This is a genomic window from Aurantiacibacter sediminis (genome assembly GCF_016019885.1).
Classification (GTDB): domain Bacteria; phylum Pseudomonadota; class Alphaproteobacteria; order Sphingomonadales; family Sphingomonadaceae; genus Alteraurantiacibacter; species Alteraurantiacibacter sediminis.
The window spans coordinates 896,372-921,393 of record NZ_JAEANY010000001.1; the positions used below are offsets into that span (position 1 = coordinate 896,372).

A 25,022-nucleotide genomic window follows, 5' to 3' on the forward strand; every position below is an offset into this window, starting at 1 on the left:
TTGCTCCTTTCCGTGTGCATGAATAATGACTTACCTGTCACACGGCTCCCGAAAATCGTTCGCTTAGTCCGGTAAATCCCGTTGAAAATTTCGCTTAAGAAGTTGAATAAGTGCCATCGCTTGCCGGGCCGAAAGACACGGCGATGTCCGACGCTCCTCTCTTTTCCTCGACTACGATGAGTTCCGGCTGCACCCATGCCTTTCCCCTTCCGCGCGAGAATTCCTTCGGTTCTTTGTTCATAAGCATCTCCTAGTTGGAACGACCTTTGGCAACTTATCGCTGTCAAACGCAGAAATTCACATTGGGCCTTTGACACGAGCCTGATGGCATCACAAGTCGTCCGGCAAAAAATCGTTAGATTGCTGAACCAGGCTTTCAGACAGACAGCGTAATTGAGTTATTATCCAGCTTTCCTCTCCGACCCGATGTTGCCAAGGCCGGATGATCTGAGGCAGGAATATTTCATGACGACGCTAACCGGACTTCCTCCGCTGCCGCAAGTGCAATTGCCCGCGACGTTCCGCCATCTTGGTCCTGTCGATATCGCGCCTGTAATCGAGCGAATCGCGCAAATCCCCGATACCGTTTGGGACCATGAGGATCGCTTGAAGGAAAATTCCTTCAAGGTCTTTGGCAGTACGCGGCACATTGTCTTGCGTTTCACAGACGGAAATCGCGATCCGCGTATCGTGCATGACAATTCCGGCTGGCTATTCTGGAAAAACCTGTTGCTACCGATCATGGAGCAGGTCGTGACGCATTACAGCCATCGCAAACCCGCCTTCTCCAAAGCCATGTTCGCACGGCTCGCGGCAGGGGGTGAGATTGGCAGCCATCGCGATGGCGCCGGATCGAACCTCTTGAGCCACAAGGTCCATGTCCCGCTGGTGACCAATCCTGGAGCGATCATGGTGGTCGATGGCGAAGAACGCCATCTTGAAGTCGGGCGCGCCTATGAGCTCAACAATATCGTCAAGCATGGCGCGCGCAATACTGGGAAAAGCGATCGCATCCATTTCATTTTCGAGCATTTCGATGCGGCGCCACAGGCTGGGTGACGCTCACCAATGCTGCTGTCCTTTGACCACAAATTGCTGTTCGTCGCCATCCCAAAGACAGGCAGCCACGCTGTGCGTCATGCTTTGCGGCCGCTGATGGGGGACAAGGATTGGGAACAATGCCGGCTGTTCGACGAAAAGCAGGCTCCACTGCCTTCCATCGCGCAATTCGGGCACGGGCATTTGACGGCTGCAGAGCTGCGCGTGGCGCTAGGCCCAAAAATGTTCGACGGTTTCTTCAGCTTTGCGGTGGTGCGGGATCCGTTTGACCGTTTTGTCTCACTCTGCGCCTTCATGTCGCGCAAGAGCGGCAAATTCGAAGCCGATCCGCGCGACCATATGCACCGCGTGTTGGATCGGATCAGCAAGCAGCACGATGCCTGGAGCAGGCCGCAATCGGAATATGTGTTCGCTGAAGATGGTGAGCAAATTGTCAGCCATGTAGCGCGTTACGAAAGTCTGCAGAACGAAATCGATGCGGTAAGGGCACGCGCCGCCGCTCGACCAGTATCGCTGGAGCGGATCAATACATCCGCGCGCCGCGATGCCGCCGAATATTACGACGAGGAATTGACAGGAAAAGTCGCAGCGGTTTACGCCGACGATATTGCGAATTTCGGCTTTTGCGGATCTAGCAAATAGAGTGCCGCCATAAGTTACGAGCTCGCATATGCTCCATCGAGTACCGGACCCGTCGTCCCCACTTTAACATCCTGCACAGTGCGCTTGTCATCTCAGATGCCGAGTTCAGGCGTTTGCCATGTCTTCTTCGATTTAACCTTCATACCTTATTCCTCCAATCACTCCGCCCAAGTCTAATCACTCACCCAAAAATCTTTGGAGTCGGCGCATATGAATGCGGATCTGCGCCGCCAATTCAAATAGCGGGGAAATTCAGTATATTGGCTTGCAGAAATATGAGCTGATGCGGCCACTCCGAAGCTCCTGGCGAAGCGCTGTAGGAATGCGAAGACATTATTCTAACCCTTGCAGGCGAAGCGCGCTTTATTCGCACCGATCGGTAGCCGCATCCCCAGGATTCGTGGGAAAGCAAACTATTTTCCATGGACTTACGCTCCGGGATAAGCATCTTGTCGCTTTATGACGCGACTCAAAAACGCTTTTCTCGCCGCCTCGGTCCTCGGTCTGATTGCCGCATGCGGTTCGGACGGCTCGCCTTTTCCGGGGTCCGGGGCAAGCCCTTCGCCCACATCCACTTCGACGCCCGTCGCGGTGACCTTCAATGTCGATTTCGGTGTGACGGGCGAAGATTGGACGCGCGATATCGCGGAGTATGGCAACCGGGCCGATACCAATTTCATCTCGGGCGTCGAGAACCTGCCCCCCAATCTACCCAATGAACGCGGACTGCTTTTGGCGGGTTCAAACTTCACGGACAGCTTGACCATGTATGCATGGCGCAAGGTGGAGGGACTTGCCCCCTCGCAGGATTACCGCGTGGATGTGACTTTGCTGATGGCGTCTGACGTTCCGCCCGGATGCGTCGGCATAGGCGGCTCCCCTGGCGAAGGGGTGACGGTCAAGGCGGGTGCGTCGGATGAAATGCCGCAAGCCGGGACAATCCTGAATGTCGACAAGGGCGATCAAGATGTCGGCGGCAGCGAAGCAGTGGTGATCGGCGATCTCGCTGTGCCCGGCGCCCCTACCTGTGTGGGCGGCACTTACGCATCCGAACTGATCGGCACCACTCCTGCCTCTTCCCCAGTGGTGAGCAGCAACGAATCCGGCGAATTGTGGCTCATCGTCCTCTCGGATTCGGGATTTGAGTCCCGGTCCGAATGGTATTTGCTCGAAGCGGAATTCACGCTCGATCCGGTCTAGGCAAAAGAAAGAGGAGCCACCTTGCGGCAGCTCCCCCTTCCGTAGCGCAAGCAGCGCTGGCTTAGTCTTCGAGACCGAGATCCGGGCGCGGGGCCGGCATTTCAGCATCGCGGTCACCCGTCATGAGATAGGTGTCGAACCACTCCATCATGCGCACATTGTAATCATACTGCGCAGCAGCTCGGGCATTGCCGTGGCCTTCGTCCGGATAGAATACGAGACGCAACGGCGTATCCGGGCGGCGGATCGTGATGTTGCGATAGAGCTCAAGGCTCTGCGCCGGGTGGACACGCGGGTCGGCATCGCCATGCATGATCAACAGCGGCGTATCGGCGCGGTCGGCATAGTAGATCGGGCTGATTTCCAGCCATCCCTGCCAATCGTCCCACGGCCATTCCTGCGCATGCGCATTATACATTTCGAACGGGATGTCGCCCGTGCCGACCTTGCTGATCTGGTTGGAGATACCGACGAACATGACGCCAGCAGCAAACTCTTCCGAGAAGTAAGTGCTGCTCCACGCGGTGGCATAGCCGCCATAAGAGCCGCCCGTGACACCGACACGGTCTGCATCGGCAATGCCTTCTGCAACAAGTGCGTTCTTGGCATCGACCAAATCGACGAATTCAGGATCGGTGTAATTGCCCTGGTGCTGCAGCGCGAAGTCCACGCCATAGCCCGTCGAACCGCGATAGTTCGGCTGGAACACGGCATAGCCCTGGCCGGCTGCGACATGGCCGGGGCCGGAATAGTTCGTCGTCCAGCCATTGCTGTCATGCGCTTCCGGGCCGCCATGCACGTCGAGGATGAGCGGAGCGCCGCCTTCCGGCACGCCGCCAACGGGAAGGACGAGCACGCCTTCGATTTCCTGCCCGTCACGCGCGGTGAAAGTGTATGCGCGCTGCTCACCGAACGCGATGTTGGCGAGCCACGGATTGTGGTTGGTCCAGCGCTGGAAGCCATTGCCATCGAACATGAACAGCTCGTTCGGATGCTCGGGGGCGTTTGCTTCGACTGCGAGCAAATTGCCGCCCTGTTCGATGCTGGTGAGGATGAGGCCGTCGGTATCGACTTCCTCCATCATGTCGCCATCGTCGCTGTAGAAGCGCAGGCTGCTCTGCACGCCGGTGTGAATGATCGTGGCGAGGCGGCCATCGGCCATCCACTCCGCATCCACGGCCGCTTCGGCAGCGCCAGCGTTGAGCGCGCGATATTCGCCTGTCGATGCATCGACGAGGTGCAGCGTGGTGTCCGCCGGATCGTTGTCCGCAACGCCGGCGATCATCGAAAGCTGCGTGCTGTCAGGCGAAATCTCGATATCGCCAACTTTGCCCGGCGTTTCCACCGTGGTGATCGCGCCGGTCGCAAGGTTGAGGATGTGCGGACGCTTCGAGGTATAGCTGTCGTCGATCAGCGGCGTCGGCGCGCTGGTGATCATCGCCCATGATCCATCGGGCGAAATCTCGAAGCTGTCGACATAACCCGGCACGGTGATTTCGCGCGGATTCTCGTCCACTTCCATGCCGACATTGGCGACGAACATGCGGTTGAAGCTCAGCTCTTCTTCATAGATCTGCGCATCAAAGCCGGCGCTGCGTTCTTCCGCGCGCTGTTCATCGGGCGCCGCGCCGACCAGCATGTAGATCTGGCTGCCGTCCGGGCTGAAGTCATAGGAGAAGACAGGCGCATCCTCGACCGTGGCGAGCATGCGATAGGCGCCTCCGCCAACCGGCACGCCATAAACGGCGCGGTCACCGCCATTATCGGTCCACAGGAAAGTGATCATGCTGCCATCGGGCGTAAAATCGACGCCGGAAATGCGCATGTCTTCGGGAAGATATGCCGTCGCCATCATCGGGCCATTGGCCAGCATCAGCTGCTGGCCGGCGGTGCCGTTGGCCTCGCCCTGGGTCACGTCGGGGCGATGCACGCGGGTGTAAGCGATATTGGTGCCGTCACCGGAAACGGCCACGACGCCGGTGCTTTCAACACGCGCGACATCTTCCGGAGTCATCACATCCTGCGCCAGCGCGGGAGTGAAGGGAAGCGCCAGCGCCGATGCCATCAGTGCGGGGCGAAACATATTCATGCGGGTATTCCTCTCGAAGGGTAAGTTTCGGATGAAACGAGACATAGCGATCAACGCCGGGAGATCAAATGCGATCCAGCATGTAACCCGGCGAGTGGTGGGTGCGAAGAAGGGCGCAAACACACAAACAGGGAATTGAATAATGCAATCCACCTTCACCTCCGCCGCACGTATTGCGGCAATCGCACTGCTGGTCACCGTGATCACGCAAATCACTTACATCACGATCAGCAATGGCGGTGGCACACCTCCGCGCGATATTTTGTGGGGGATCGAAACGATTACCTTTGCGCTCACCGCCATCGCCGGGCTGGCGCTGCTTCTAGCGCGTCCGATCATCGGGGCCGGCATTGCCGTGAGCGGGATTTTCAACACCATCCAGGCGGGCATGGGCCTCGTCATGTTCGGGCCGCTGATGGAAGGCGGAGAAGCGCTCGCTCCCGTTTTCGGCGCGGTGCTGTCCATGGCCTTCCTGCTTTATTTCGCAGCGAAAATTGCGCTGGGAATTGCCGCCATCGGCGCGGCAGGCGTGCTGTGGGTGAGCGGCAGGTTCGCTAAAGCCATCGGGGCGCTGGCCGGTCTCGCAGGCCTCATCGCTGTCGCGATCAATGCGGCAGCGATTTTCCCGGCGACCGATCTGACTTTCCCCGCCGGCGGCGCGGGCACGGCAGCCGCAGCGCTGCTCGCGATTGCGCTTTTTTTCGTGAAGAGGCCTGACGCTGAGTAAGGAGTGGCAAGTCAGCGGTCGATTTGGCGCATCAGCGAGCTGGAATAAGGCTGGAGAAGTCTTTCCGCTTTGTCCCATCCGGCTCGCAGCCAAGTCTCCCAGGCGCCCCGATCAGGTGGAAGTATGGCGGGCATTGCATCGCGGCCGGCCTGTTTGAGGACTGCGTTTGGAGCAGCGCTCATCAGCGCGAAGCCGGGCACTTCGCTGTCTTTCCATACCGCCGCCATGGCGAAAACCGGTTGGTCGGCGCAGGCGAACCAGTGCTGGCGGCGCTTGCTATTCGGACCGACGCGCCCCCATTCCATGAAGGCGGTGGCGGGCACGAGGCAGCGGAATTCCGGATTGCGGAGGTTCCCGATCCAGAACGGACTTTCGCGATTGCGAACACTCAGCACGGGGCGCGCTGCTTCATGCGCGCTCGGCGGAGGAGGGACGCCCCACAGCCGGGGCACCATGCGCCATGGCTGCCGTCCTTTGGCAGGTCCCGCAATGAACTCGCGACCGGCTGTTACTATGGGCGCGAAGCTAGCCGGGGCCACGTGGCCACCGCTCCAGGGGTCATCGCCAGCGTCCAGACCTAAAGCGTCGCCAATCGCCGCCGCATCGGCATCGAGGCGGTAAAGCATCGTCATGGGCGCGGGCTGGCCTAGCGCCCAGTGAGGAACATGTTGATCGTTAGCCGCCCGGTTGCGGGATCGGTGGTCAGCTTGTCTGGCTGAGGGATCACGCCCGAATGCAGCACGCGTCCGCGATAGAGGATCAGCCGGTCAGGTCGGGCTTCGACTTCGCCAATCAGCTCGTAGCGATCGGTATCGCCATAGTAATATTCCTCGGGCGGCAGGCCGAATTCGGCCTCATCCGCTTCCAGTCCGGCGTTGTACGCAGCTTCGCGCTCTGCATTGATGGTCTCGAAGCCGGTGCGTTTGTGCCGGTAAAAGGCCGTGCCGCCCGTTTCAGGGCCGAGCAGGTAATGCATGATGGCGACGATATTCCCCTCGCCGTGATCGTAATGCGGGATGCGCTGGATCGGGGCGAGATCGCCGGGCGGCGTCGTAACTAGCGAAAAGGTGCTGACATCGAGGCTAACGCCCTGCCGGAAGCCGAAAACCTGCTGCAGCGCCTGAAACATCAGCGCGCGGTTGCGGTCGAGGTAATCGGGTTCGCACCAGCTGCGCAGCCCCGGATACATGGCTCCTGCATCCTGATAGGTCGCCGCCCGTCCGCGCTCCAGAAGTTCATCCGGCATACCGCTGAACCCGTCGATTTGTACGATGGGTTCCTGCTCATTGCCGAAGCGGTGGACGGTGACCTGTGGTTGCATGCTTAAGGTGTGTAATAGGTCGGCGAGCCCGGGCCAACCGGAATGCCGAACACGAAGGTCCACAGGTAGAAGAAGATCGACCAGAAGAAGATGAAGAACATCGTATAGGGCAGCATCATCGCGATTAGCGTGCCGACGCCCAGATCCTTTTGATATCGCGTCGCCCAAGCGAGGATCAGCCCGAAATAGCTCATCATCGGGGTAATGATATTGGTCGTGCTGTCACCGATCCGGTAGGCCGCCTGAATGGCTTCGGGCGAATAGCCGATCAGCATCAGCATCGGCACGAAGATCGGCGCTGTCACCGCCCATTGCGCCGATGCACTGCCCAGCGAAAGGTTGATCACCGCGCACAGCAGGATGAAGAGGAAGAACACGGTCGGGCCGGTCATTCCGGTCTCGACCAAGAAATTCGCGCCCGTCACCGCCGTGATTGCGCCTAGATTGGTCCACCCGAAGAAGGCCACGAACTGCGCGGCGAAAAACACCAGCACGATGTAAAGGCCGAGCGAGCCGAGCGCGGCGGCCATTGCATCGATCACATCGCGGTCTGTTTTCATCGTCCCGGTCGCGCGGCCATAGGCATAGCCGATGGTGACGAAGAAGATGAGGATCCACACGACGAAACCGTCAAAGAAAGGCGAATCCATCCGGTCGCCATCCTCGGCATTGCGCAAGATGCCCCAGTCGGGAACGAGCGTAAGTGCCATCAGAGCCAGCACGCCGAGAAGCGCAATGCCGGCCCAGCGCAGGCCCTTGCGCTCATTATCGTCGAGCGGTTTCATCATGCCATCGTCTAGGATTGTCGGATCGGCCTTGCTCGCATCGTAGGGGCCCAGCTTCGGCTCGACGATGTAGATGCTCACCAGCGAACCGATAATGGCGACCAGGAAAGTCGACGCGAACATGAAGTACCAGTTAGCCGTCGCCAACACGGTGTAATCCGGATCGATCAGCTGGGCTGCTTCCTGCGTGATACCGGCGAGCAGCGGGTCGATCGTGCCGATCAGCAAGTTTGCCGAATAGCCGCCCGAAACGCCTGCAAACGCTGCTGCCATGCCTGCGAGCGGATGCCGCCCGAGCGCATAATAGATTGCACCACCAAGCGGGATGAGCACGACATAGCCGACTTCGGATGCGGTGTTGGAGATGATCCCTGCGAAGACGATCGCGACCGTGACCAGCTTGGGCGGCGCACCCATCACAAGGCTGCGCACGGCAGCGCTCAAAAGGCCCGATTTCTCCGCGACACCCACGCCAAGCATGGCGACCAGCACTACGCCCAGCGGGGCGAAGCCGGTGAAATTATCCACCAGACCTGTGAAAATGCGCCGCACCCCGTCGCCATCGAGCAGGCTGACTGCACGGATCATGCCATCCTCTGCGACGCCCGGCGCGCCCGCAGGCCGCGGATCGACCACCGCCACGCCGAGATAGCCGAACAGGCCGGACAGCAACACGATGCCAAAGGCGAGCAAGGCAAACAGCGTTACCGGATGCGGGAGCAAATTCCCGAGCCATTCCACCCCGTCGAGGAAGCGGGTGAAGGCATTGCGCTTGCCTTCATTGTATTCGTCAGTCGGGGTGGGAAATTCGGTCATGCGGGCGATCCGTGCAGTGAAACTTTAAGCGCGCTTGCCTAGCGGTCCTGTCAGGCGGCGCAAGAGGGGTTACTCAACCCGTCGCGGCCTGAACCTGCTCCGAACGATAGCTGAGCTCCTGCGAAGACGGGCGGTCGAGAGACAGCCTGCTTGCCAATGCATCGGCGGGGCGGCACGATCTGTGGATGGGCAAACTCGTTCCGAACCGGCGCACAATCCTCGTCTCGCTCGGCATCACCATCGTCACTGTGCTTATCCTGCTGGCGATGGATCGCCCACCGATTTGCGAATGCGGCTATGTGAAGCTGTGGCACGGGCAGATCAACGATGCGGGGAACAGCCAGCACATCACCGACTGGTACACGCCAAGCCACATCATCCACGGGATGATCTTCTACGCGCTTGGCTGGTGGCTGTTCGTGCGGCGCGTGATGGGCGGTGAGAACGCCGCGCGTTGGGGCTTGCCGCTTGCCGTGCTGCTGGAGGCGGCGTGGGAAGTGCTGGAGAACACGCAAATGGTGATCAACCGCTTCCGCGATGTGACCGCCAATTTCGGCTATTCGGGCGATAGCGTGCTCAACTCCGCCGCCGATATCAGCTGGATGAGCTTCGGCTTCTACCTCGCGCTGAGGCTGCCAGTAAAAGTGACCGTCGCGCTTGTGTTGATCGGTGAGATTGCCGCGGCACTGGTCGTGCGCGACAATCTGACGCTCAACGTCATCATGCTTCTTTTTCCGATAGACGCGATTGCCGAATGGCAGGCAGCTGGCGGTGTGCGCTAGTCGATAAAGGCAAGGTCGTTCAGCCGCAGCCGCACGACGAATGCATCGAACGATCCCGCGCTCGGCCCACCTAGTGCAGCTTCGGTCATGCCCGCCACCACCACGGTGTTGCCAAGGATCGAAAGATAGCCGCGCTCTTCATGGGGCGAGCCGAACTGGCGGCTGGCCAGCACGTTGAGATCGGCATCGAAGCGATAGACGATTACATCGCCTGTCTGGCGGTTGCCATCGGCATTGGTCCCGGCAAGGTCGCCATAGCTGTGCCCGATTGCCACCAGAGTGCCATCATGTGCGATGGAGAGCTTGCGAAAGGCATCGGCCTGCGCGCTGCCGATCTGGTTGACCGCCAGAAGGTTCAGATCGCGATCGTATTTGGCAATGAAGGCATCGCCATTGCCCCGGTGCCCGCCTTCGAGATTGCCCGCGGTAAAGCCCGCTACATAGACATTGCCTGCCGCATCGGTGACGTTGTCGAGCACCCAGTCCGGCTCTGTCCCCGCGCTGGTCAGCACCGTGCCGCGCGTTCGGGAGGGCATGGCAGCCGTGAGGCCGGTATAACGCTCCACCCAAGCGCCCGCACCGCCCGAGCCATTGCCGAAGAACCAGCCCGCCGAGGTGAGCGTGCCTTCTCCCGCTGCGCCTCCGGCTGCTGAACGAAAGTCCAACCCGCCCCAGGCTTCGGAAACCAGCACGCCGGTAGCAGGCGGCTCGATTAGAACGCGCCAGATATTGGCGAGGTCGCTTGAGCGGTGCTTGGCGACGAGATGCTGCGGATCGGTGCCCATGGCGCTTGCCGGGCTCCCTTGGCCCGAGACGAACAGATTGCCTGCATTGTCGAAAATGATGTTGCCATAGCCATCCAGCCCGCGATTGCCGAACTGGTTTGTGGCAATCAGCGCGCCATCGGACAGGCGCAATTTGAGGATGATCCCATCCCACGCGCCGCCGGAGGTAAATCCGGGCAAGGCCCCGAAGGTGCGCCCCGCCACATAGAGATATTCGCTATCGGCCACGGCGTCGAAAGGCAGGGCTCCATCCGGCAGCTCGGTTTCATAGGTCCAGCCTCGCGAGCCATCTGTCCGGATTTGCGCGACAAAAATGCGATTGTCCGCCGGCGGGCCGCCTGTGAGGCTGCCGTCGCTCTGCCCCAACACGTAGATATTGCCAGCAGCGTCAACTGCTTGGCCGCCGACGATTTCCTTACCCGCACTGCCGAATTGGATCAGCGCCTGCGGCACGGCGACGGTCGTGGAAACGGGGCTGGCGAAGCGGAACTGATTGGTGTTTTCGAGCGAGAGTTCCTTGCTCGCATTGCACAGCGCCTCGGGATTGTTCGGCGGATTGCCGCTGACAGGCAGGGGGACGAAGTCGCACGGGAAGATGAAAGCGATCAGGTCCAGCTCGCTCGCGCGGCTGTCGAACAGGTAATAGCCATCGGTGTCGCAGCCATCCGACGCATCGCAAAACACCAGCTCATAATCGCTTGCCGATCCGCGCAGCTGGATGTGGCCCGCATCGTAATCGAAATTCTGGATGACGGCGTAATCATTATCCAGCCCGTCCGCGCCGCGCGCGAAGAAGGGAGTTGCGATCTCTGCCGTGCCGAGGATGAAGCGGTCGCCTTCCTGCGCGGAGTAGACGAGGTCCAGATCGACATTGCCCGTGCCGCGAATGATCTTGATCCGGTCCGCACCCGGCACCGGTGCACTGGGATCGACGGGCAGGAAGGTATCGTAGCCCGTCGTCTCGCCATCGATGAAATCGGTGTCGATCATGGTATAGGCGAGATCGTTATTCGGCAGGCCGGAGCCGAAAGTCAGGTCGGTCTCCCCGGTCAGCCGACCGATATCGGGCGTCTCGACAGGCATTGCGGGGAATGTCGCGGCATAAGACAGCGCGGCAGTTGCTACAGAGGTGGGCGTCGGCGTGGGGGAGGGTGTAATCGCGATCCGCCCGCCGCCATCGTCACCGCCCCCGCACGCAGCCAAAGCCAAAGCGAGCGCACCCACGGAGACCCGCCGCAAACCCACACCATGTCTCATCCGCCAATCCTCTCGCTCGAAAATCAGAAGCGGAGGGGCTAGGCAGCATTTGTCGCACAATTATCCCGGGTCACGACAAAATTGTCGCAAATTGTATTTGCTCTCTCGAGTATAAAATCGATGGCGGGTCGGCCTCATCATGATGACGTTTCTTTGCTGGCACGATTTGCTGCCAGGGCACAAAATATGCCATCGGCCATTGAAAACAGGCATGATCAAATTAGCCATCCGCTGTATCCTTCTGTCTCCATTCGCCGTGCTCACCGCCTGCGCAGATCAGGACGATGGCGGAACACAGGACGATGCGCCGCCGAACATGAGCACGCCCATCGGCCTTTATGAAGTGTCTTCATCGCAAGGTGGCGAGGGCCGTTTCTGCGTGACCGGCGATAGCGCGCAAGGTTTTCGCTTCGCCCTTGTCACAAAAAGTACCGACAACGCCGCTTGCGGTGGGGCGGGCGACGTTTCGCTGTCACAGGGCACCTTACGCTTCAGCATGACCGGGGATGAGGATTGCGAATTTACGGCGCAGATCGAGGGAACGGATATGGTTTTCTCTGCCGAAGTGACGGAAAGCTGCGCCTATTATTGCAGTCCCGAAGGCTCGCTGGCAGCAGCGCGTTTTACGAAGACAGGCGATACGCGGGAAGATGCGCAGTCGGCGCGCGATCTGGTGGGCGATCCCCTTTGCAGGTAAGCGCTTAGCGGCGCGATAAATTCAGATACGGTTGCAAGGCGAAGAGGAGCCCCGCCCATCGGATCCCCATTTGCGAAAACCGCTACTGTCCACATGGAAGCGCACTCCGCTATAAAATCCCAATCCCGTGCTGTATTCCGCCCCGCTTGCAGAATGGGCGGCGCACAGTTTCGCGATCAATTCGCTGCGATCCACGTCATCCACCGGTTTCAGATCCATGGCGAAAAACATGCGGTGCGCAGAGGCGGGCCTGCCGCCAGAGCACGTGTTCAGATCTTCGTTGCGATAGGCCGACAGGGCCTCGACTTCGCCGATTGCGGGCTGCACTTCGCGCTTCACGAAGGCGAGCGTGTCCACGATATTCGCCCATTGCTTGACCGGCGCGACTTCGAAGCGTTCTGCACTGCATTCGCGCCAGGACGATGAAGTGCGAACCAGCTGCCAAGTCGGCAGGATGTCCTTGACCTCGCGATCGATCAGGAAGGTCCGGAAAGCGCGCACATCTTCGCGGTTTTCCGGAGATTGCGCGAGCCACGCCAGATAATCCGCCTTTGCCTGGCCTGGCGCAACCGATTGCGCTTGGGCTGCCGGGCTTCCAATGGCGAGTAGGCAGAGGCCTGCCAAGAGACCGCAAAGCGGTTTGGTGCTGGCGGTCTGAGATCGTTTTCGCTTCGATGCTGTCGTGCGCATTCTCATACTAAAACTAAGCATTTCGGAGCGCCAAGTTCCGAAAATGGGAGCGGCACGACTGCGGCAAAGCAGGAAATCGGGACCGTTCCCGCCTCGCAAGCATTGGATGAGATATGTCTATGTAAACAGGTGAATTGTTGTGAAGAAATATGGATTTCTCGCTTCTGCAGCCGCGCTCGCGCTGCTGACCGCATGCGGAAGCGAACCGGATGCTGCGACGTCGGGCAGCGAGACCGAGGCCTCGGCTGAGGCAAGTTATCTGGTCGAACCGGATCAGGTCAGTGCCTCTGCCCTGCAGGACGCGGTAAGCGAGGAGCGTGTCCGCACTTTCTACGAAAATCGTGATTGGCAACCTGCATGGACGCCGGACAATGTCGGAAGTTTGGTCGAGAGCCTGCGTGGTGCTGGCCAGCACGGCCTCGATCCGCGCGAATTCGTCACCGCGATAGATGAGGCTAGTGAGCCGACCGCCCGCGAACTCGCTCTCACGACAGCCGCGCTCGATCTTGCCGATGTGCTGGCCGATGGCAGGGCCGATCCTGCCGAGCTTTTCGAAGTCTATACTCTGGAGCGACCGGAGGTCGACATCGTCGCCGGTCTTTCGCAGGCCGCGTCCGAAAACAGTGCCGGGGAATGGCTGGAAGCTCTCGCACCGTCCGATGCTGAATATCAGGCTCTGTCGGAAGCGTATATGCGGTTCGCCGAGCGGGCAGCATCCGGACAGGACAGCTCCATCGAAAGCGGCGATGCTATCGAGCAGGGCGACACGGATCCGCGTGTCGGCCAGATCGTCGCGAAGCTGCAGGACAACGGATATTTACAGGATAGCGAGCGTGAGAATCCCGATTTGTATTCCGAACGGATCGCGTCGGCAGTCGCCGAGATGCAGCGCGATTTCGGGGTTAAGGATGATGGCATCATCGGCCCCGACACTTTGGAAATCCTCAATACCGGCGCGGAAGAACGCGCGCGCCTTCTCGCCGTCAATATGGAGCGGCGCCGCTGGTATGCGCGCGAGCTTCCATCGACGCGCGTGGAGGTGAACATTGCCGACGCCACTCTCAAATATATGCGCGACGGGGAGCTTCGCGATTCCCGCCGTGTGGTTGTCGGCCAGCCCGATTGGGAGACGCCGCAATTGCGCTCCGCCATGTTCAGGCTCGTCGCCAATCCCACCTGGACTGTCCCCAAATCCATCGAGCGCGAGGAGCTCGCTTCGAAAGGTCCCGGCTATCTGGACCGCAACAATATGGTGCGGCGCGATGGATATATCGTCCAGCTTCCGGGGCCGGAAAACGCGCTGGGCGAAGTCAAATTCGACATGCAGAACGATCAGGCAATCTACCTGCACGATACCGCCGCCATGCAATTGTTCGAGCGCAACCAGCGTCATTTCAGCCATGGCTGCGTCCGCGTGAATGACGCGCTCGAATTCGCGCAGATGTTGGCGCGTGACCAGCAGGTATCCTCTGAATACCAGCAGGCCCGCGGCAGCGGAGAGGAGACCTTCGTAGAGTTCGACGACAATCTCCCCGTCCGGCTGGTCTACCATACCGCTTTCGCAGATCGGTCGGGCAACATCCGCTTCCGCATGGATCCCTATGGCTGGGACGAGGCGGTGGCCGAAGCGCTCGGCTACGAACCGCGCCAAGTGGCGCGCGTGCGCACCGAAATCAGCGATATCGGCCCTTAACAGCGCTCAGCAGGCGGTCCGCATCCCATTGGGGCTGGACCGCCAGCGCGCCAGCGCGTAACGTGCGTTCATCCCCGGGGAGCCATGAGGCTGAGAGGGCGGTTCAAGTCCGTCGACCCGTTGAACCTGAACCGATTAGCATCGGCGGAGGGAGTGGGCTGACGGCAACCGAAGCCTGCTCTCCGCCTTGAGGAGAGAGCACATGGCCGACATCAACAGCAAATTCGACATCGGCGTCACCACCGGCCCGATCCGCGGATCGCGCAAGATCTATGTCGGAGACCGCAAGGTCGCCATGCGCGAGATCGATCTCGAGCCGAGTGCTGGCGAACCGCCGGTGCGGGTTTACGACACCTCCGGCCCCTACACCGATCCCGATGCGACAATCGACATCCGCGCCGGCCTGGCCCAGCTACGCCGGGAATGGCAGCTGGAGCGCGGCGATATCGAGGAATACGATGCGCGCGAAATCAAGCCGGAAGATAATGGCCAGCTTGGCCCGGACCGCTCCGGCGGCGTGCCCGCTTTCCCCAATGTCTCCAAGACAGTCTACCGTGCCAAGCCGGGCAAAAACCTTTCGCAGATGCACTATGCCCGCCAAGGCATCATCACGCCGGAAATGGAATATGTCGCCGAGCGCGAGAACCTGGGCCGCGCAAAGCTGAAAGAAGCCAAGCACGATCGCGGCGAGAGCTGGGGGGCTGCCATTCCCGATTACGTGACGCCCGAATTCGTGCGCGATGAAGTGGCGCGGGGAAGGGCCATCATTCCCTCCAACGTCAACCACCCCGAATGCGAGCCGATGGCGATCGGGCGCAACTTCCTCGTCAAGATCAACGCCAATATCGGCAACTCCGCCGTGGCATCGGATGTGGCTGCAGAGGTCGACAAGATGGTCTGGTCGATCCGCTGGGGCGCGGACACTGTCATGGACCTCTCCACCGGCCGCAACATTCACGACACGCGCGAATGGATCATCCGCAACTCGCCCGTCCCCATCGGCACCGTGCCGATCTACCAGGCGCTGGAGAAAGTCGGCGGCGTCGCCGAAGACCTCACTTGGGACATCTTCCGCGACACGCTTATCGAGCAGGCCGAACAGGGCGTCGACTATTTCACCATCCACGCCGGCGTGCGCCTGCCTTACGTGCCGATGGCCGCCAAGCGCGTTACCGGCATCGTCAGCCGCGGCGGATCGATCATGGCGAAATGGTGCCTCGCGCATCACAAGGAGAGCTTCCTGTACGAGAAGTTCGACGAGATCACCGAGATCATGAAGGCATACGACATCGCCTACTCGCTGGGCGACGGCCTGCGCCCCGGCAGTATCGCCGATGCCAATGACGAAGCGCAATTTGCCGAACTCTATACGCTGGGCGAGCTCACCCACCGCGCGTGGAAGGAAGACGTGCAGGTGATGATCGAAGGGCCGGGCCACGTGCCCATGCACAAGATCAAGGAGAACATGGAAAAGCAGCTCGAAGTGTGCGGCGAAGCGCCGTTCTACACATTGGGGCCGCTCGTCACCGATATTGCGCCGGGGTACGACCACATCACCAGCGGCATCGGCGCGGCGCAGATCGGCTGGTACGGCACGGCAATGCTTTGCTACGTGACGCCCAAGGAACACCTCGGCCTGCCCGACCGGGACGATGTGAAAGTGGGCGTGGTGACCTACAAACTCGCCGCCCACGCGGCAGACCTCGCCAAGGGCCACCCCGCCGCACAGGTTCGCGACGATGCGCTGAGCAAGGCGCGCTTCGAATTCCGCTGGCGCGACCAATTCAACCTGTCACTCGATCCCGATACGGCAGAGGACTATCACGACCAGACCCTCCCCGCAGAAGGCGCGAAAACCGCCCACTTCTGCTCGATGTGCGGTCCGAAATTCTGCTCGATGAAGATCAGCCAGGAAGTGCGCGATTTCGCGAGCAAGCAGAACCAAAGCGCCGACAGCTTCCTCGCCTCCGCCCATGCCGGCACCGACGCCGCCGCGGCAAGCAAGGAAGCCGCGCTGAAGGGGATGGAGGAGATGAGCGCGAAATACCGCGATGGCGGGGACTTGTATGTGCCGGAGGGGTGAGTTGCGCTACCGCTCGTCATCGTCTTCCATATCGTCTTCGTCAGCTACATCTGCAGGTCTATTGATGCCATAGTTGCTAGAGAAAAAGCCAGCGAAGAACGCCTCACGTTCTGCTATAAAGTCGTAAAAGTCCTGTCTGCTTTTCTCTGGTTTTCGAAGGATATCGAAGGCAGCCCCAGTAATCCCGTGGGCTCTATACACCTCTTTTGCAGCCTCCACAGAACCACGTTTTTCAATGACTTGATTGACCTGGTCTCGGGGATCGCAATTCATCCAGCTTCCATTGGTGGAAGGCTCGATATACATAATGTTGAGAGCGCGATTAGCGCTGTCTTCCTTTTCGACCCAGCCCGACAAATGATGCACCCATCTCGTGGGAAAAATGTGATGCTTCGCTGATGGTTTTTTCTCGGCTCCGACACCTACCGGTGCCATTGTGAGCGGATCTCTCAAACCACGAGAGTTAGTGACGGCCCTCAACAATTTGCCAACCGCTCCGTCTGGAGTTGCAGGTCTTAAGCGAGTGACGAAGGTCTCCGTCAACCATTCAGGCAGATCATCATTCTCGATCCAACGAATGATTTCGGTCTTATCTCTGGCTTGCTTGTCGTGGGTGCTCTGCTGGTATCGTCGACTCAACACGGCGGCAACGAACCATTTTGCTAATTTCTGCTCGGCGGAAGCACGCTCGCCAGCGGACATCTGGCGATTTTGCAATTCATCCCAGACAAACGCAAATGGCGAAAAGATGACTGGGTAAACGAGCAACTCGTTTGAAGCGTCTAATCCCAAACCTACGCGGTCACTTATAAACTTCGCTGATGCAGCAAGGCGTTCTACGCCCTTGCCAGCGAACCGCTCATAGTTATCCTTCGTAATGGTCTTCGGAAGCTTCGATTTTTTAGTGTCCTTACCATCGAATATGGCAATAGTTTGAAGCAGGATATCGCCAGTCGGATCAATTTTGTGGTAAAACGGTTCCAACTCTTGGAATGTCTCGACGTCGTCGTTCAGCTTTATTCCTTTCGGGAATAACACCGAAACGACCAACTCGAATGGGGTCAGCATCTTACCAGTGCTGTTTAGAGTTGAGAAAATCCTGCTGATTGCTTCGATTGAGGTCTCGCCGTCGATTGTTGTAATCGGAATGTTTGTCGATGACCTAGGTCTGAAATTACGACCGATGAGGTGTCTGATGAAATCAGTTTTCTCCGGCTTCGCCTTCGCATACTGGGATATCGCACGCTCAAGTTCGTCGTCGTCCAACAAAAGACCAGTCCACAGTAGGTCGCTCTTAATCAATTTCGACCGTGGGTCGGATGATTTGGGCTGCCGCTTACAATAGCCATCTTCCGCATCTAAATCGCTTAAAAATTTTCTAATCGATATTGTCTCGTCCAAGTCTACCATTCTTTCTTCAGCCAGCGTTTCGAGCCGCTTGAGGTCGATGAAATAGTGATTGACACCATCTCCGTAGAATAGTTCGAGCCCTGCAGTAATTCGTTGCTGACCGTCTAGAACCAATTCTTCCGTGGTGACTGATTCGGCTTCATTTGAAGCACCCCGAAACGCTCTCGGCGCTAAATCGATTTTAGGATTCGCCTGAATGAAAAGCAAAGAGCCTATCGGAAAACCTTGCCGCAGGCTGTCAAGCAACAGGATGACTTGACTTGGTTTCCATTTCCAATCGCGCTGAAACGCTGGAAGCTTTAGTCTCCCCTCATGAGCTTTTCGAACTATTGAAAGATAGCCATCTACGCTTGCCGACATTCAAGTCTCCTCCAAACGTTTGTTTAGGACTTTGTCAGAAAGAGGCAAGGAACAAGCTCACTCGGAGATGTTGTTACGGAAATAGCGATTGAGACATGGGGGGCAGAGTGTTTTTCGACCATTCCCTTCCATTACCGGTATTGTTGGTTATAACGCCCGTATGAACAAGCCGCTCAAGATCACCAAGATTGGCAATTCTGCCGGGATCATCTTGCCCAAGGAGGTGCTTGCGCATCTCGGGCGCGAGGTGGGGGATGAGATAAATCTCGTCCTCAAGCCGGGCGGGATCGAGCTGGTTTCGGGTGATCCTGACTTCGAGGAGCAAATGGCTGCCGCGCGCAAGGTGATGGCCGAGCGCAAGCGCGCGCTGCGTGAGTTGGCGAAGTAGCGAAATGCCCACTCCGCTGCGACTAGCCGCGCCTGCGGCTTGGCAAGTCTCGCTCCCCTCCCGCTTGCGGGAGGGGTTGGGGGTGGGCGCGTGACCGCCAATTGGATTTGGATCGCGACCGAAGTGGGGCTTGCTGCGCACGCTGAACAACTCGCAGAGCATGGCGGCGGGGACGGTATTCGCGATGCCGGAATGCTCGACAGCGCCATGGCGCGTCCGCAAAACCTTGCGCAGTATGGTGAGCCGGATGTTGCCGCGCTGGCCGCAGCCTATGCCTATGGCATTGCGCGCAACCATCCCTTTATGGACGGCAACAAGCGCACAGCAGCGGTGATCAGCGAAACCTTCCTCATGCTGAATGGTCACTCGCTTGGTGCTAGCGATGCGGAACTTGTGGTCGCTTTCGTTGCCCTCGCCGCAGGCACCCTCTCCGAAGGTGAGCTCGCCGACTGGTTTCGCGAGCATCTGAGCGGCGAGGCCTAACCCCGCCCCATCCCCACGAGCACCCGGTCCAGCGCCTGTAGGAAGTTCGACCGGTCCGCCTTGCTGAACGGCGGCGGGCCGCCTCCCGCCCCGTCCATCCCGGCGCGCAGGTCTGCCATGATGGCGCGGGTGGCGATGGCGTTGCCGATGCTCGCGGCGTCAAACGCGCGGCCGTCGTGGCGCAGCACCGTGGCACCCGCTTTCAGGCAGCGCTCGGCGAGCAGGATGTCGGCAGTGATCACCACGCTGCGTTCACCCGCATTCTCCGCGATCCAGTCGTCCGCCGCGTCGAAAGCATCGCCCACCATAACGCGCTTGACCCGCTCGCTCACCGGCACGCGGAAGGGGCTGTTGCTCACCACGAGGACATGGACCTTGTGGCGATTAGCGACGCGGTAGATTTCATCCTTCACCGGGCAGGCATCGGCATCGATGAGGATGGTCACGGGTTCGGGAAGGCTCATAGTGGTGTCCTCAAAAGCTCCGGCACGGACTGCTCGCCGAGGTGTAGCTGCGGCCCCAGCTGCGATAGCCTTCGCCATCCACATGAAAGCGGCCTCCCGCAAAACCCTCGTCCGCCGGATCGTAATAGGCGCCGAGGCCCATGCGGCTTTCCGGGCCTGCGGCATCGTGCATGGTGCAAAGCTCGCGGTAGAGGCCTTCGCCCCGACGGCGCGGCTCTGTGGCGAGATCGAGTGCGGAGAAGTCGAGGTGGTTGGAGCGGCTGGCTCCGCGGGCGCAGGCGTTGAGTTCGGGCGTGCGATAGGATGATAGGACGCTGACCGGGCCTACCGTGGGCACCACCTCATCGCGCACCAGCCGAAGGGCGGGGAGGACGTTAGGCCATAGCTCTTCGGGCGGGATAGTGAAAGGCTCCACCTCGCATTCACGCGCGTAATAGCTGTCGATCCGCATGAGCTGCCATGGCTCGACGACGTCTGCCACGCCCTCTTCGGCGAGGAAGGCAGTGAAGCGGGCGAATTGCTTGCCGCGCGCCGGATCCTCTTCCAGCCAGCTTTGGAAAGCCAGTTCCGAGCCTCCCATACCGGGTAGCGGGGCGACGAAATCCTGTAGGAGCGTATCGCGATTCTCCCATGCGAGGACCGCCGCAACGCCCAGCACTGTCCAGATGATCGCGCGCCGCAGGAATTTCGCCATTCGCATGATACCTGTTCATCGGATTGCCCGGCGATTGCAAGGGCTCGGTCGGACAGAACAGCGGATCCGGAGAACGCGAAACACTTTCCTACAGGATGGAGTTTGTGCCTGGCTGCCGCGTATGGTGATTGACGCGAGAAAGGCTCGGAATTCTGCGGTTTATCGGAGCCGAATGCATCCGGGAATTTTAGCCTCAGGACACTGTCACACCTGTCACACCCTAGGGCGTGAATGCACCCTGTTCGCGGCCATCCCACCAGTCGATGCGCCGGGGCGTGACCTCGATCAGGATCAAGCCGTCTGTATCGAGGCCGTCTTCGAACCATGCTTCAAGGTCGGGAACCCAGTGTTTCTCCAGCTTCGCGCGGTCGCGGTGCAGTGTGCCGGTGCCTTGCACGGCGCAGTAGAATTCGCCCTCGGTGTAAGTCGCGCCGCATTGGTCAGAGCGTTTCAGATCGTCATCGATACGGCCATCGTCGGTGGCGAAGTGGAAAGTCGTGCCGTCTTCGCGGCTTACATCCTTGTTGTTCGACATCGGCCGCGCGGCAATGGCGCCTTCCTCCCCTGTCTTCGTCACCAGCATGGCGATGTCGATCGCCTTCAACCTGGCTGCGATATCGGAAAGGGAACGGGTATCGGACGCTTTGCTCATGGGAAGTCTCCGGGAAGTGGGCACGTACCGGATCGAACGGGCGACATGCGTTTACGTGCCCGGATGTGTCCCGGACATTTTGACGCAGGACACTGTCTCACCTGTCACACCCTAAGCCAGCAGGCCTTCGCATCGAAAGCCGTTGCTGCTGGGCTGCTCGAACCCGGCGGTAGGATTTCCTTAGACATTTCCACGTATCAGGCATGGCGAGAAGCACCTTTCGTTGACGAAGAGTGGGAAAAATGACGCTATTCAAACGGCTACTCGAAGACAATTCCGGCAACGCGCTGATGCTGACGGCAGCGGCCATGATCCCGCTTGTCGGTGTTATCGGTGGGGCGCTCGATATAAGCAGGATCTACCTCGTCGAATCCCGCTTGCAGCAGGCATGTGACAGTGCGACATTGGCTGCGCGCCGCCAGTTGGCAGGCGACACTATCGTCGATGGCACGATACCGGACACCATCAAGGACACCGCAGACTCCTTCTTCGAAACGAACTTCCGCACTGATGCCTATGGCTCGAATGACTCATCTTTCACGCTGACTGCGGGCTCGGCGACGCGATTGAACGGTGCCGCTTCCGTCGAGATGCCGATGACCTTGATGCAGGTGTTCGGCATCGATGTGCACGATGTTGAAGTGACCTGCAGCGCAGAACTCAACCTGCCCAATATCGATGTCATGCTCGTACTCGACCAATCCGGGTCGATGAATAGCGGCGGACGAATCGAAGACCTGCGCGATGCGGTGTTTGCCTTCTATGACCAGGTGTACGCAGCTGCCCCGGAAGGCGCGCGCATCCGCATTGGCGTGGTGCCCTACTCGGGCGGTGTGAATGTTGGCGAAGTGCTGCAGGCGGAAAACCCGGACTTCCTCGCCGACCAATGGACCTATCAATCCCGCGCCGCCGAATTCGAGGAGCGCACGGTAATCCGCACCCGCGAAGTCGAGCGGGAAGTCGAACGCGAAGTGGAAGAAGAGGGCGAGTGGGTCGAGTATTATCACGGCCGCGCTCTCGTTCCATACAATCCCTCCGAATGGCTCAACCCTGACGCGAGCGATCGCTGGCCCTCCAACACGCCTGCAGACCGACGTTGCAACAATATGGACGAGCTCGGCCGAAACAACGGAGACACCCACTATCTCGGCGGTGAGCGAAATGAGCGCTGGGTCGTGTGGAGCGACCAATACACCAAGTTCCATTACGGCCCCGGTAACGGCAGCGATCGCGCGATTTGCGATCTGGGTGTGACCAAATATCGCTATGAGCCCGGCGAAACGCGGACGGTCACCGAAACCGAGACCGTGATCGAAGAATATGAAGACACCGAAACGGTGTTTGTGGGCTATCGCCTGATGCCGGTTGTGTTCGATACGTCGGACTTCAAGAATTTCCGGACCGTCGCTACGCCTACCGGCAGACGCGGTGCCGAAGTTACCAGCCGCTGGAATGGCTGTATCGAAGAACGGCAGACCAATCCAACGCATGACTGGAGCACGATCCCGGACGACGCGCTGGATCTGGACTTCAACCTGGTTCCGGACCCCGCAAATCCGGCCACGCAATGGAAGCCTATGTGGCCCCAGATCACCTTCGACCGTGGGGGCCGGGCTGAGCAAAGAAACACGAACCACGATCAAGGGAATAGGGGCCATAATTGCCCCTCTGCCGCCCGCCGCTTGACGGAGTATCCTCTCGAAGGTGGAACCCGCAATTCCGACTTCGAGACATATATCAATGGATTGAGCCCCACCGGTGGCACTATGCACGATATCGGCATGGTTTGGGCGGCACGCTTCCTCACGCCTGACGGCATTTTCGCCGCTGACAATGCGACCGCACCGAATGGGGATTCCATCGCCCGTCACATCATTTTCATGACCGATGGCGAAATGGGCGCAAACCCACGCAACACCACTGCGTATGGTAACTATGACATGGACGGGCGCTTCATGGGCTTTAAAGGTAGCGGAAGCTGGACCGAGCCGGAAACCGCCGCGGTCAACAATGCCCGGCTGGACGCGCTTTGCCAGCGGATCCGCAACAACAACATGACCATCTGGACGGTGTCTTTCGGTCTCCCGCTCAATCAGCATACACGCGGTTGTGCGACCGGAACGAGCCGCGCTTTCGAAGCGAATGATGCGCCTGAATTGATCGCCGCTTTCCGCACGATTGCAAGCTCGATTGCGGAGCTGAGGCTGGTCGAATGAGGCGGCGCATTCTCCTCAATTTCCGGCGCTTGATGCGAGACGATGGCGGGGTCACCATCATCGAATTCGCCTTCATTGCGCCGGTCTTCTTCCTGATGCTGATCGGGATGTTCGATTTTGGATTTCAGGTTTATGCGCAATCCGTTCTGAGCGGCGCCATGCAGAAGGCCGGGCGGGATTCGGCGCTTGAGCCGGGCGGCCTGACTGCCGAACAGCTGGATGCATCGGTAACGCGGCGCGCTTTGATGATCTTGCCGAGCGCAACGATCGAATTCAGCCGCTCGAACTACAAGGACTTTGCCGACATCAACAAGCCCGAAGACTTCGACGACACCGATGGCGATGGGATTTGCAATAATGGCGAGCCGTTCGACGATTACAACTTCAACGGCGTTTGGGATGCTGATCGCGGTGAATCAGGTCAGGGCGGTGCGCGCGACGCCGTGCTCTATGCGGCGACCATAACCTATGATCGCGTCTTCCCGCTTTATAACATGTTCGGAATTTCGCAGGAAAGCACCCTCTACAGCGCCACCGTCCTTCGCAACCAGCCCTTTGCCGAACAGGGCGAGCGCGTGCCGGAAATCGGGAATTGCGAATGATGTCGATCCCAAACACAATAAAAGCCGCCAAGGCTTTCCTCTCCGATCTACGGGAAGAACGCAGCGGTTTGGCGATGGTAGAGTTTGCATTCGCAGCGCCTCTGATCCTCACCCTGGGTCTCGGCGGGATGGAACTGGCAAATCTCGCGGCGACCCAGATGCGCATCAGCCAGACCGCCATGCAGGTTGCCGATAATGCTTCGCGTATCGGAGACCGCAATGCGCTCTCAGCGCAAAAGATCTACGAGTCAGACATACTCGATTTGCTGATCGGTGCAGAAATTCTGGCAGGCTCCAGCGTCGATATCTATGAAAGCGGCCGCATCATCGTCAGCAGCCTTGAAGAAAATGACGATGGCGGTCAGACAATCGCTTGGCAGCGGTGTATGGGCAAATTGAACCGCCCCTCTGCATATGGCGATGAGGGAACCGGAGAGACGGGCACTGGCTTCGCCGGCATGGGTATCGAGGGCCAAGAGCTTACCGCACCGTCCAATGGCGCGGTCATGTATGTCGAGATCATCTATACATACGAGCCGCTTGTGACAGCCCAGATAATCGAACCGTTTACAGGTGGCCCCGATCTTAGAAGCGAAGCGGCTTTCACAGTGCGCGGGTCCCGCGATCTTTCGCAGATCTACGACGACCTTGATGGCGAAACGGGTGCCGACTGCAGTCGCTTCGGAGAATTGCCGTGAAAGTATCGACAGCAGCCATGATATTTGCCGCCGTATCGCTATTCGGCATTAGCGAGTTGCTCAGTGAGGATGGCTCCCTGTCCCGCATAGCCAGTTCCGATGCGGACCTTCCCCCAGCAAACACAGAAGGGGACGGGAATGAGCGATTGGCAAGCGCAGATGCACCTTCGGGGTCCAATCAGGCGTGGTTTGCAGCTGCAGCGAGCGAGCCCGAAGTGCGGGTGCGCCGCGTCCCCTTGCCGCGAAACGAGAATGGCGACGTATTCATCAGGCCGCGCGTGGTCGATTGATAAGCGTTTGGGTTTCGCGATCGGGTCTTTTCGGGCTTATCGGAATCTTTCGTCAACCTAGTCGCTCAAACGGTCAGAAACGCTGGAACCGGCGCGAATGCTCCCCATTTATTCAGGTGAGATAATCACCCGAGAGGAG

At 59.4% G+C, this 25,022-nt stretch carries 25 protein-coding genes and 1 riboswitch; of the genes, 14 read left to right on the top strand and 11 right to left on the bottom strand.

The annotated features are described in order from the left end of the window. Positions 1-94: 94 nt before the first annotated feature. The gene (locus I5L03_RS04585) at positions 95-241 is read right to left on the bottom strand and encodes a hypothetical protein (RefSeq protein ID WP_197920500.1); all 147 of its coding nucleotides are present in this window, start codon (positions 239-241) and stop codon (positions 95-97) included. A gap of 152 nt (positions 242-393) precedes the next feature. On the opposite strand from I5L03_RS04585, the gene I5L03_RS04590 reads away from it, so the two are divergent. From I5L03_RS04590 to I5L03_RS04600, 3 genes are all read left to right on the top strand, one after another. Continuing rightward, a complete protein-coding gene (locus tag I5L03_RS04590) occupies positions 394-1,059 on the top strand; it encodes an aspartyl/asparaginyl beta-hydroxylase domain-containing protein (RefSeq protein WP_197920501.1) in 666 nt (221 codons plus the stop codon). Between the two features lie 9 nt (positions 1,060-1,068). Then, on the top strand, positions 1,069-1,701 hold the full coding sequence (locus tag I5L03_RS04595; RefSeq protein WP_197920502.1) for a sulfotransferase family 2 domain-containing protein: 633 nt from the start codon (positions 1,069-1,071) through the stop codon (positions 1,699-1,701). Positions 1,702-2,160: 459 nt separating this feature from the next. Beyond that, complete coding sequence (locus I5L03_RS04600; RefSeq protein WP_197920503.1) at positions 2,161-2,901, top strand: hypothetical protein; 741 nt, start codon at positions 2,161-2,163, stop codon at positions 2,899-2,901. A 61-nt stretch (positions 2,902-2,962) separates the two neighbouring features. Here the strand turns inward: I5L03_RS04600 and I5L03_RS04605 are convergent, their stop codons facing one another. Continuing rightward, positions 2,963-4,990: a S9 family peptidase gene (locus tag I5L03_RS04605; protein ID WP_197920504.1), complete on the bottom strand. Its 2,028-nt coding sequence runs from the start codon at positions 4,988-4,990 to the stop codon at positions 2,963-2,965. Positions 4,991-5,132: 142 nt separating this feature from the next. Between I5L03_RS04605 and I5L03_RS04610 the strand changes: the two genes are divergently transcribed. After that, on the top strand, positions 5,133-5,717 hold the full coding sequence (locus I5L03_RS04610) for a hypothetical protein (RefSeq protein ID WP_197920505.1): 585 nt from the start codon (positions 5,133-5,135) through the stop codon (positions 5,715-5,717). Between the two features lie 11 nt (positions 5,718-5,728). Here the strand turns inward: I5L03_RS04610 and I5L03_RS04615 are convergent, their stop codons facing one another. Genes I5L03_RS04615 through I5L03_RS04625 form a run of 3 tightly spaced genes read right to left on the bottom strand, consistent with a single transcriptional unit; the run spans position 5,729 to position 8,639 of the window. Next, complete coding sequence (locus tag I5L03_RS04615; protein ID WP_234035017.1) at positions 5,729-6,349, bottom strand: SOS response-associated peptidase family protein; 621 nt, start codon at positions 6,347-6,349, stop codon at positions 5,729-5,731. Positions 6,350-6,363: 14 nt separating this feature from the next. Beyond that, entirely contained in the window at positions 6,364-7,038 is a 675-nt protein-coding gene (locus tag I5L03_RS04620) for a DUF6445 family protein (RefSeq protein ID WP_197920506.1), read from the bottom strand. 2 nt (positions 7,039-7,040) lie between these two features. Continuing rightward, on the bottom strand, positions 7,041-8,639 hold the full coding sequence (locus tag I5L03_RS04625) for an AbgT family transporter (protein WP_197920507.1): 1,599 nt from the start codon (positions 8,637-8,639) through the stop codon (positions 7,041-7,043). 185 nt (positions 8,640-8,824) lie between these two features. On the opposite strand from I5L03_RS04625, the gene I5L03_RS04630 reads away from it, so the two are divergent. Continuing rightward, positions 8,825-9,421: a DUF2585 family protein gene (locus I5L03_RS04630; protein WP_197920508.1), complete on the top strand. Its 597-nt coding sequence runs from the start codon at positions 8,825-8,827 to the stop codon at positions 9,419-9,421. On the opposite strand, the gene I5L03_RS04635 is transcribed toward I5L03_RS04630, so the two are convergent. Beyond that, positions 9,418-11,409, bottom strand: coding sequence for a hypothetical protein (locus I5L03_RS04635; protein WP_234035018.1), 1,992 nt, complete (start codon positions 11,407-11,409; stop codon positions 9,418-9,420). The genes I5L03_RS04630 and I5L03_RS04635 overlap by 4 nt on opposite strands. A gap of 265 nt (positions 11,410-11,674) precedes the next feature. Here I5L03_RS04635 and I5L03_RS04640 point away from each other — a divergent pair, with 265 nt between their 5' ends. Next, positions 11,675-12,160 carry a hypothetical protein gene (locus I5L03_RS04640; protein ID WP_197920509.1) on the top strand — a complete coding sequence of 162 codons (486 nt, stop codon included), beginning with the start codon at positions 11,675-11,677 and terminating at the stop codon, positions 12,158-12,160. Between the two features lie 21 nt (positions 12,161-12,181). Here I5L03_RS04640 and I5L03_RS04645 read toward each other — a convergent pair whose 3' ends face one another. Continuing rightward, entirely contained in the window at positions 12,182-12,784 is a 603-nt protein-coding gene (locus I5L03_RS04645; RefSeq protein ID WP_197920510.1) for a D-Ala-D-Ala carboxypeptidase family metallohydrolase, read from the bottom strand. Positions 12,785-12,989: 205 nt separating this feature from the next. Between I5L03_RS04645 and I5L03_RS04650 the strand changes: the two genes are divergently transcribed. Together I5L03_RS04650 and thiC are read left to right on the top strand one after the other, a co-directional pair. Continuing rightward, positions 12,990-14,543: a L,D-transpeptidase family protein gene (locus tag I5L03_RS04650; RefSeq protein ID WP_325100085.1), complete on the top strand. Its 1,554-nt coding sequence runs from the start codon at positions 12,990-12,992 to the stop codon at positions 14,541-14,543. Positions 14,544-14,608: 65 nt separating this feature from the next. Continuing rightward, positions 14,609-14,714, top strand: a riboswitch (TPP riboswitch). Positions 14,715-14,745: 31 nt separating this feature from the next. Then, on the top strand, positions 14,746-16,626 hold the full coding sequence (thiC, locus tag I5L03_RS04655) for a phosphomethylpyrimidine synthase ThiC (RefSeq protein WP_197920511.1): 1,881 nt from the start codon (positions 14,746-14,748) through the stop codon (positions 16,624-16,626). A gap of 6 nt (positions 16,627-16,632) precedes the next feature. On the opposite strand, the gene I5L03_RS04660 is transcribed toward thiC, so the two are convergent. Further along, on the bottom strand, positions 16,633-18,396 hold the full coding sequence (locus tag I5L03_RS04660; protein WP_197920512.1) for a GmrSD restriction endonuclease domain-containing protein: 1,764 nt from the start codon (positions 18,394-18,396) through the stop codon (positions 16,633-16,635). 160 nt (positions 18,397-18,556) lie between these two features. On the opposite strand from I5L03_RS04660, the gene I5L03_RS04665 reads away from it, so the two are divergent. Both I5L03_RS04665 and I5L03_RS04670 read left to right on the top strand, forming a co-directional pair. After that, positions 18,557-18,784: an AbrB/MazE/SpoVT family DNA-binding domain-containing protein gene (locus I5L03_RS04665; protein WP_197920513.1), complete on the top strand. Its 228-nt coding sequence runs from the start codon at positions 18,557-18,559 to the stop codon at positions 18,782-18,784. Positions 18,785-18,874: 90 nt separating this feature from the next. Then, positions 18,875-19,267 carry a type II toxin-antitoxin system death-on-curing family toxin gene (locus tag I5L03_RS04670; protein ID WP_197920514.1) on the top strand — a complete coding sequence of 131 codons (393 nt, stop codon included), beginning with the start codon at positions 18,875-18,877 and terminating at the stop codon, positions 19,265-19,267. Here the strand turns inward: I5L03_RS04670 and I5L03_RS04675 are convergent. From I5L03_RS04675 to I5L03_RS04685, 3 genes are all read right to left on the bottom strand, one after another. Then, positions 19,264-19,731 carry a YaiI/YqxD family protein gene (locus tag I5L03_RS04675; RefSeq protein WP_197920515.1) on the bottom strand — a complete coding sequence of 156 codons (468 nt, stop codon included), beginning with the start codon at positions 19,729-19,731 and terminating at the stop codon, positions 19,264-19,266. The two genes, I5L03_RS04670 and I5L03_RS04675, sit on opposite strands and share 4 nt — an antisense overlap. A gap of 10 nt (positions 19,732-19,741) precedes the next feature. After that, positions 19,742-20,425, bottom strand: coding sequence for a D-Ala-D-Ala carboxypeptidase family metallohydrolase (locus I5L03_RS04680; protein ID WP_234035019.1), 684 nt, complete (start codon positions 20,423-20,425; stop codon positions 19,742-19,744). Between the two features lie 220 nt (positions 20,426-20,645). Then, positions 20,646-21,077 (bottom strand): pyridoxamine 5'-phosphate oxidase family protein, encoded by a 432-nt coding sequence (locus tag I5L03_RS04685; protein ID WP_197920516.1) that lies wholly within the window; start codon positions 21,075-21,077, stop codon positions 20,646-20,648. A 242-nt stretch (positions 21,078-21,319) separates the two neighbouring features. On the opposite strand from I5L03_RS04685, the gene I5L03_RS04690 reads away from it, so the two are divergent. Genes I5L03_RS04690 through I5L03_RS04705 form a run of 4 tightly spaced genes read left to right on the top strand, consistent with a single transcriptional unit; the run spans position 21,320 to position 24,883 of the window. Continuing rightward, the gene (locus I5L03_RS04690) at positions 21,320-23,293 is read left to right on the top strand and encodes a TadE/TadG family type IV pilus assembly protein (RefSeq protein WP_197920517.1); all 1,974 of its coding nucleotides are present in this window, start codon (positions 21,320-21,322) and stop codon (positions 23,291-23,293) included. Then, a complete protein-coding gene (locus tag I5L03_RS04695) occupies positions 23,290-23,895 on the top strand; it encodes a TadE/TadG family type IV pilus assembly protein (RefSeq protein WP_197920518.1) in 606 nt (201 codons plus the stop codon). Before I5L03_RS04690 ends, I5L03_RS04695 begins: the two co-directional genes overlap by 4 nt. Beyond that, entirely contained in the window at positions 23,892-24,593 is a 702-nt protein-coding gene (locus I5L03_RS04700; protein ID WP_197920519.1) for a TadE/TadG family type IV pilus assembly protein, read from the top strand. Before I5L03_RS04695 ends, I5L03_RS04700 begins: the two co-directional genes overlap by 4 nt. Further along, on the top strand, positions 24,590-24,883 hold the full coding sequence (locus tag I5L03_RS04705; protein WP_197920520.1) for a hypothetical protein: 294 nt from the start codon (positions 24,590-24,592) through the stop codon (positions 24,881-24,883). Before I5L03_RS04700 ends, I5L03_RS04705 begins: the two co-directional genes overlap by 4 nt. The last annotated feature ends 139 nt before the right edge of the window (positions 24,884-25,022 follow it).

What these genes read in the sequence shown, in the direction of transcription:
- I5L03_RS04585 (WP_197920500.1), bottom strand. Translation starts at nt 241, where the DNA reads ATGAACAAAGAACCGAAGGAATTCTCGCGCGGAAGGGGAAAGGCATGG.
- I5L03_RS04595 (WP_197920502.1), top strand. Translation starts at nt 1,069, where the DNA reads ATGCTGCTGTCCTTTGACCACAAATTGCTGTTCGTCGCCATCCCAAAG.
- I5L03_RS04600 (WP_197920503.1), top strand. Translation starts at nt 2,161, where the DNA reads ATGACGCGACTCAAAAACGCTTTTCTCGCCGCCTCGGTCCTCGGTCTG.
- I5L03_RS04605 (WP_197920504.1), bottom strand. Translation starts at nt 4,990, where the DNA reads ATGAATATGTTTCGCCCCGCACTGATGGCATCGGCGCTGGCGCTTCCC.
- I5L03_RS04610 (WP_197920505.1), top strand. Translation starts at nt 5,133, where the DNA reads ATGCAATCCACCTTCACCTCCGCCGCACGTATTGCGGCAATCGCACTG.
- I5L03_RS04615 (WP_234035017.1), bottom strand. Translation starts at nt 6,349, where the DNA reads ATGACGATGCTTTACCGCCTCGATGCCGATGCGGCGGCGATTGGCGAC.
- I5L03_RS04620 (WP_197920506.1), bottom strand. Translation starts at nt 7,038, where the DNA reads ATGCAACCACAGGTCACCGTCCACCGCTTCGGCAATGAGCAGGAACCC.
- I5L03_RS04625 (WP_197920507.1), bottom strand. Translation starts at nt 8,639, where the DNA reads ATGACCGAATTTCCCACCCCGACTGACGAATACAATGAAGGCAAGCGC.
- I5L03_RS04630 (WP_197920508.1), top strand. Translation starts at nt 8,825, where the DNA reads ATGGGCAAACTCGTTCCGAACCGGCGCACAATCCTCGTCTCGCTCGGC.
- I5L03_RS04640 (WP_197920509.1), top strand. Translation starts at nt 11,675, where the DNA reads ATGATCAAATTAGCCATCCGCTGTATCCTTCTGTCTCCATTCGCCGTG.
- thiC (WP_197920511.1), top strand. Translation starts at nt 14,746, where the DNA reads ATGGCCGACATCAACAGCAAATTCGACATCGGCGTCACCACCGGCCCG.
- I5L03_RS04660 (WP_197920512.1), bottom strand. Translation starts at nt 18,396, where the DNA reads ATGTCGGCAAGCGTAGATGGCTATCTTTCAATAGTTCGAAAAGCTCAT.
- I5L03_RS04665 (WP_197920513.1), top strand. Translation starts at nt 18,557, where the DNA reads ATGAACAAGCCGCTCAAGATCACCAAGATTGGCAATTCTGCCGGGATC.
- I5L03_RS04675 (WP_197920515.1), bottom strand. Translation starts at nt 19,731, where the DNA reads ATGAGCCTTCCCGAACCCGTGACCATCCTCATCGATGCCGATGCCTGC.
- I5L03_RS04680 (WP_234035019.1), bottom strand. Translation starts at nt 20,425, where the DNA reads ATGGCGAAATTCCTGCGGCGCGCGATCATCTGGACAGTGCTGGGCGTT.
- I5L03_RS04685 (WP_197920516.1), bottom strand. Translation starts at nt 21,077, where the DNA reads ATGAGCAAAGCGTCCGATACCCGTTCCCTTTCCGATATCGCAGCCAGG.
- I5L03_RS04690 (WP_197920517.1), top strand. Translation starts at nt 21,320, where the DNA reads ATGACGCTATTCAAACGGCTACTCGAAGACAATTCCGGCAACGCGCTG.
- I5L03_RS04695 (WP_197920518.1), top strand. Translation starts at nt 23,290, where the DNA reads ATGAGGCGGCGCATTCTCCTCAATTTCCGGCGCTTGATGCGAGACGAT.
- I5L03_RS04700 (WP_197920519.1), top strand. Translation starts at nt 23,892, where the DNA reads ATGATGTCGATCCCAAACACAATAAAAGCCGCCAAGGCTTTCCTCTCC.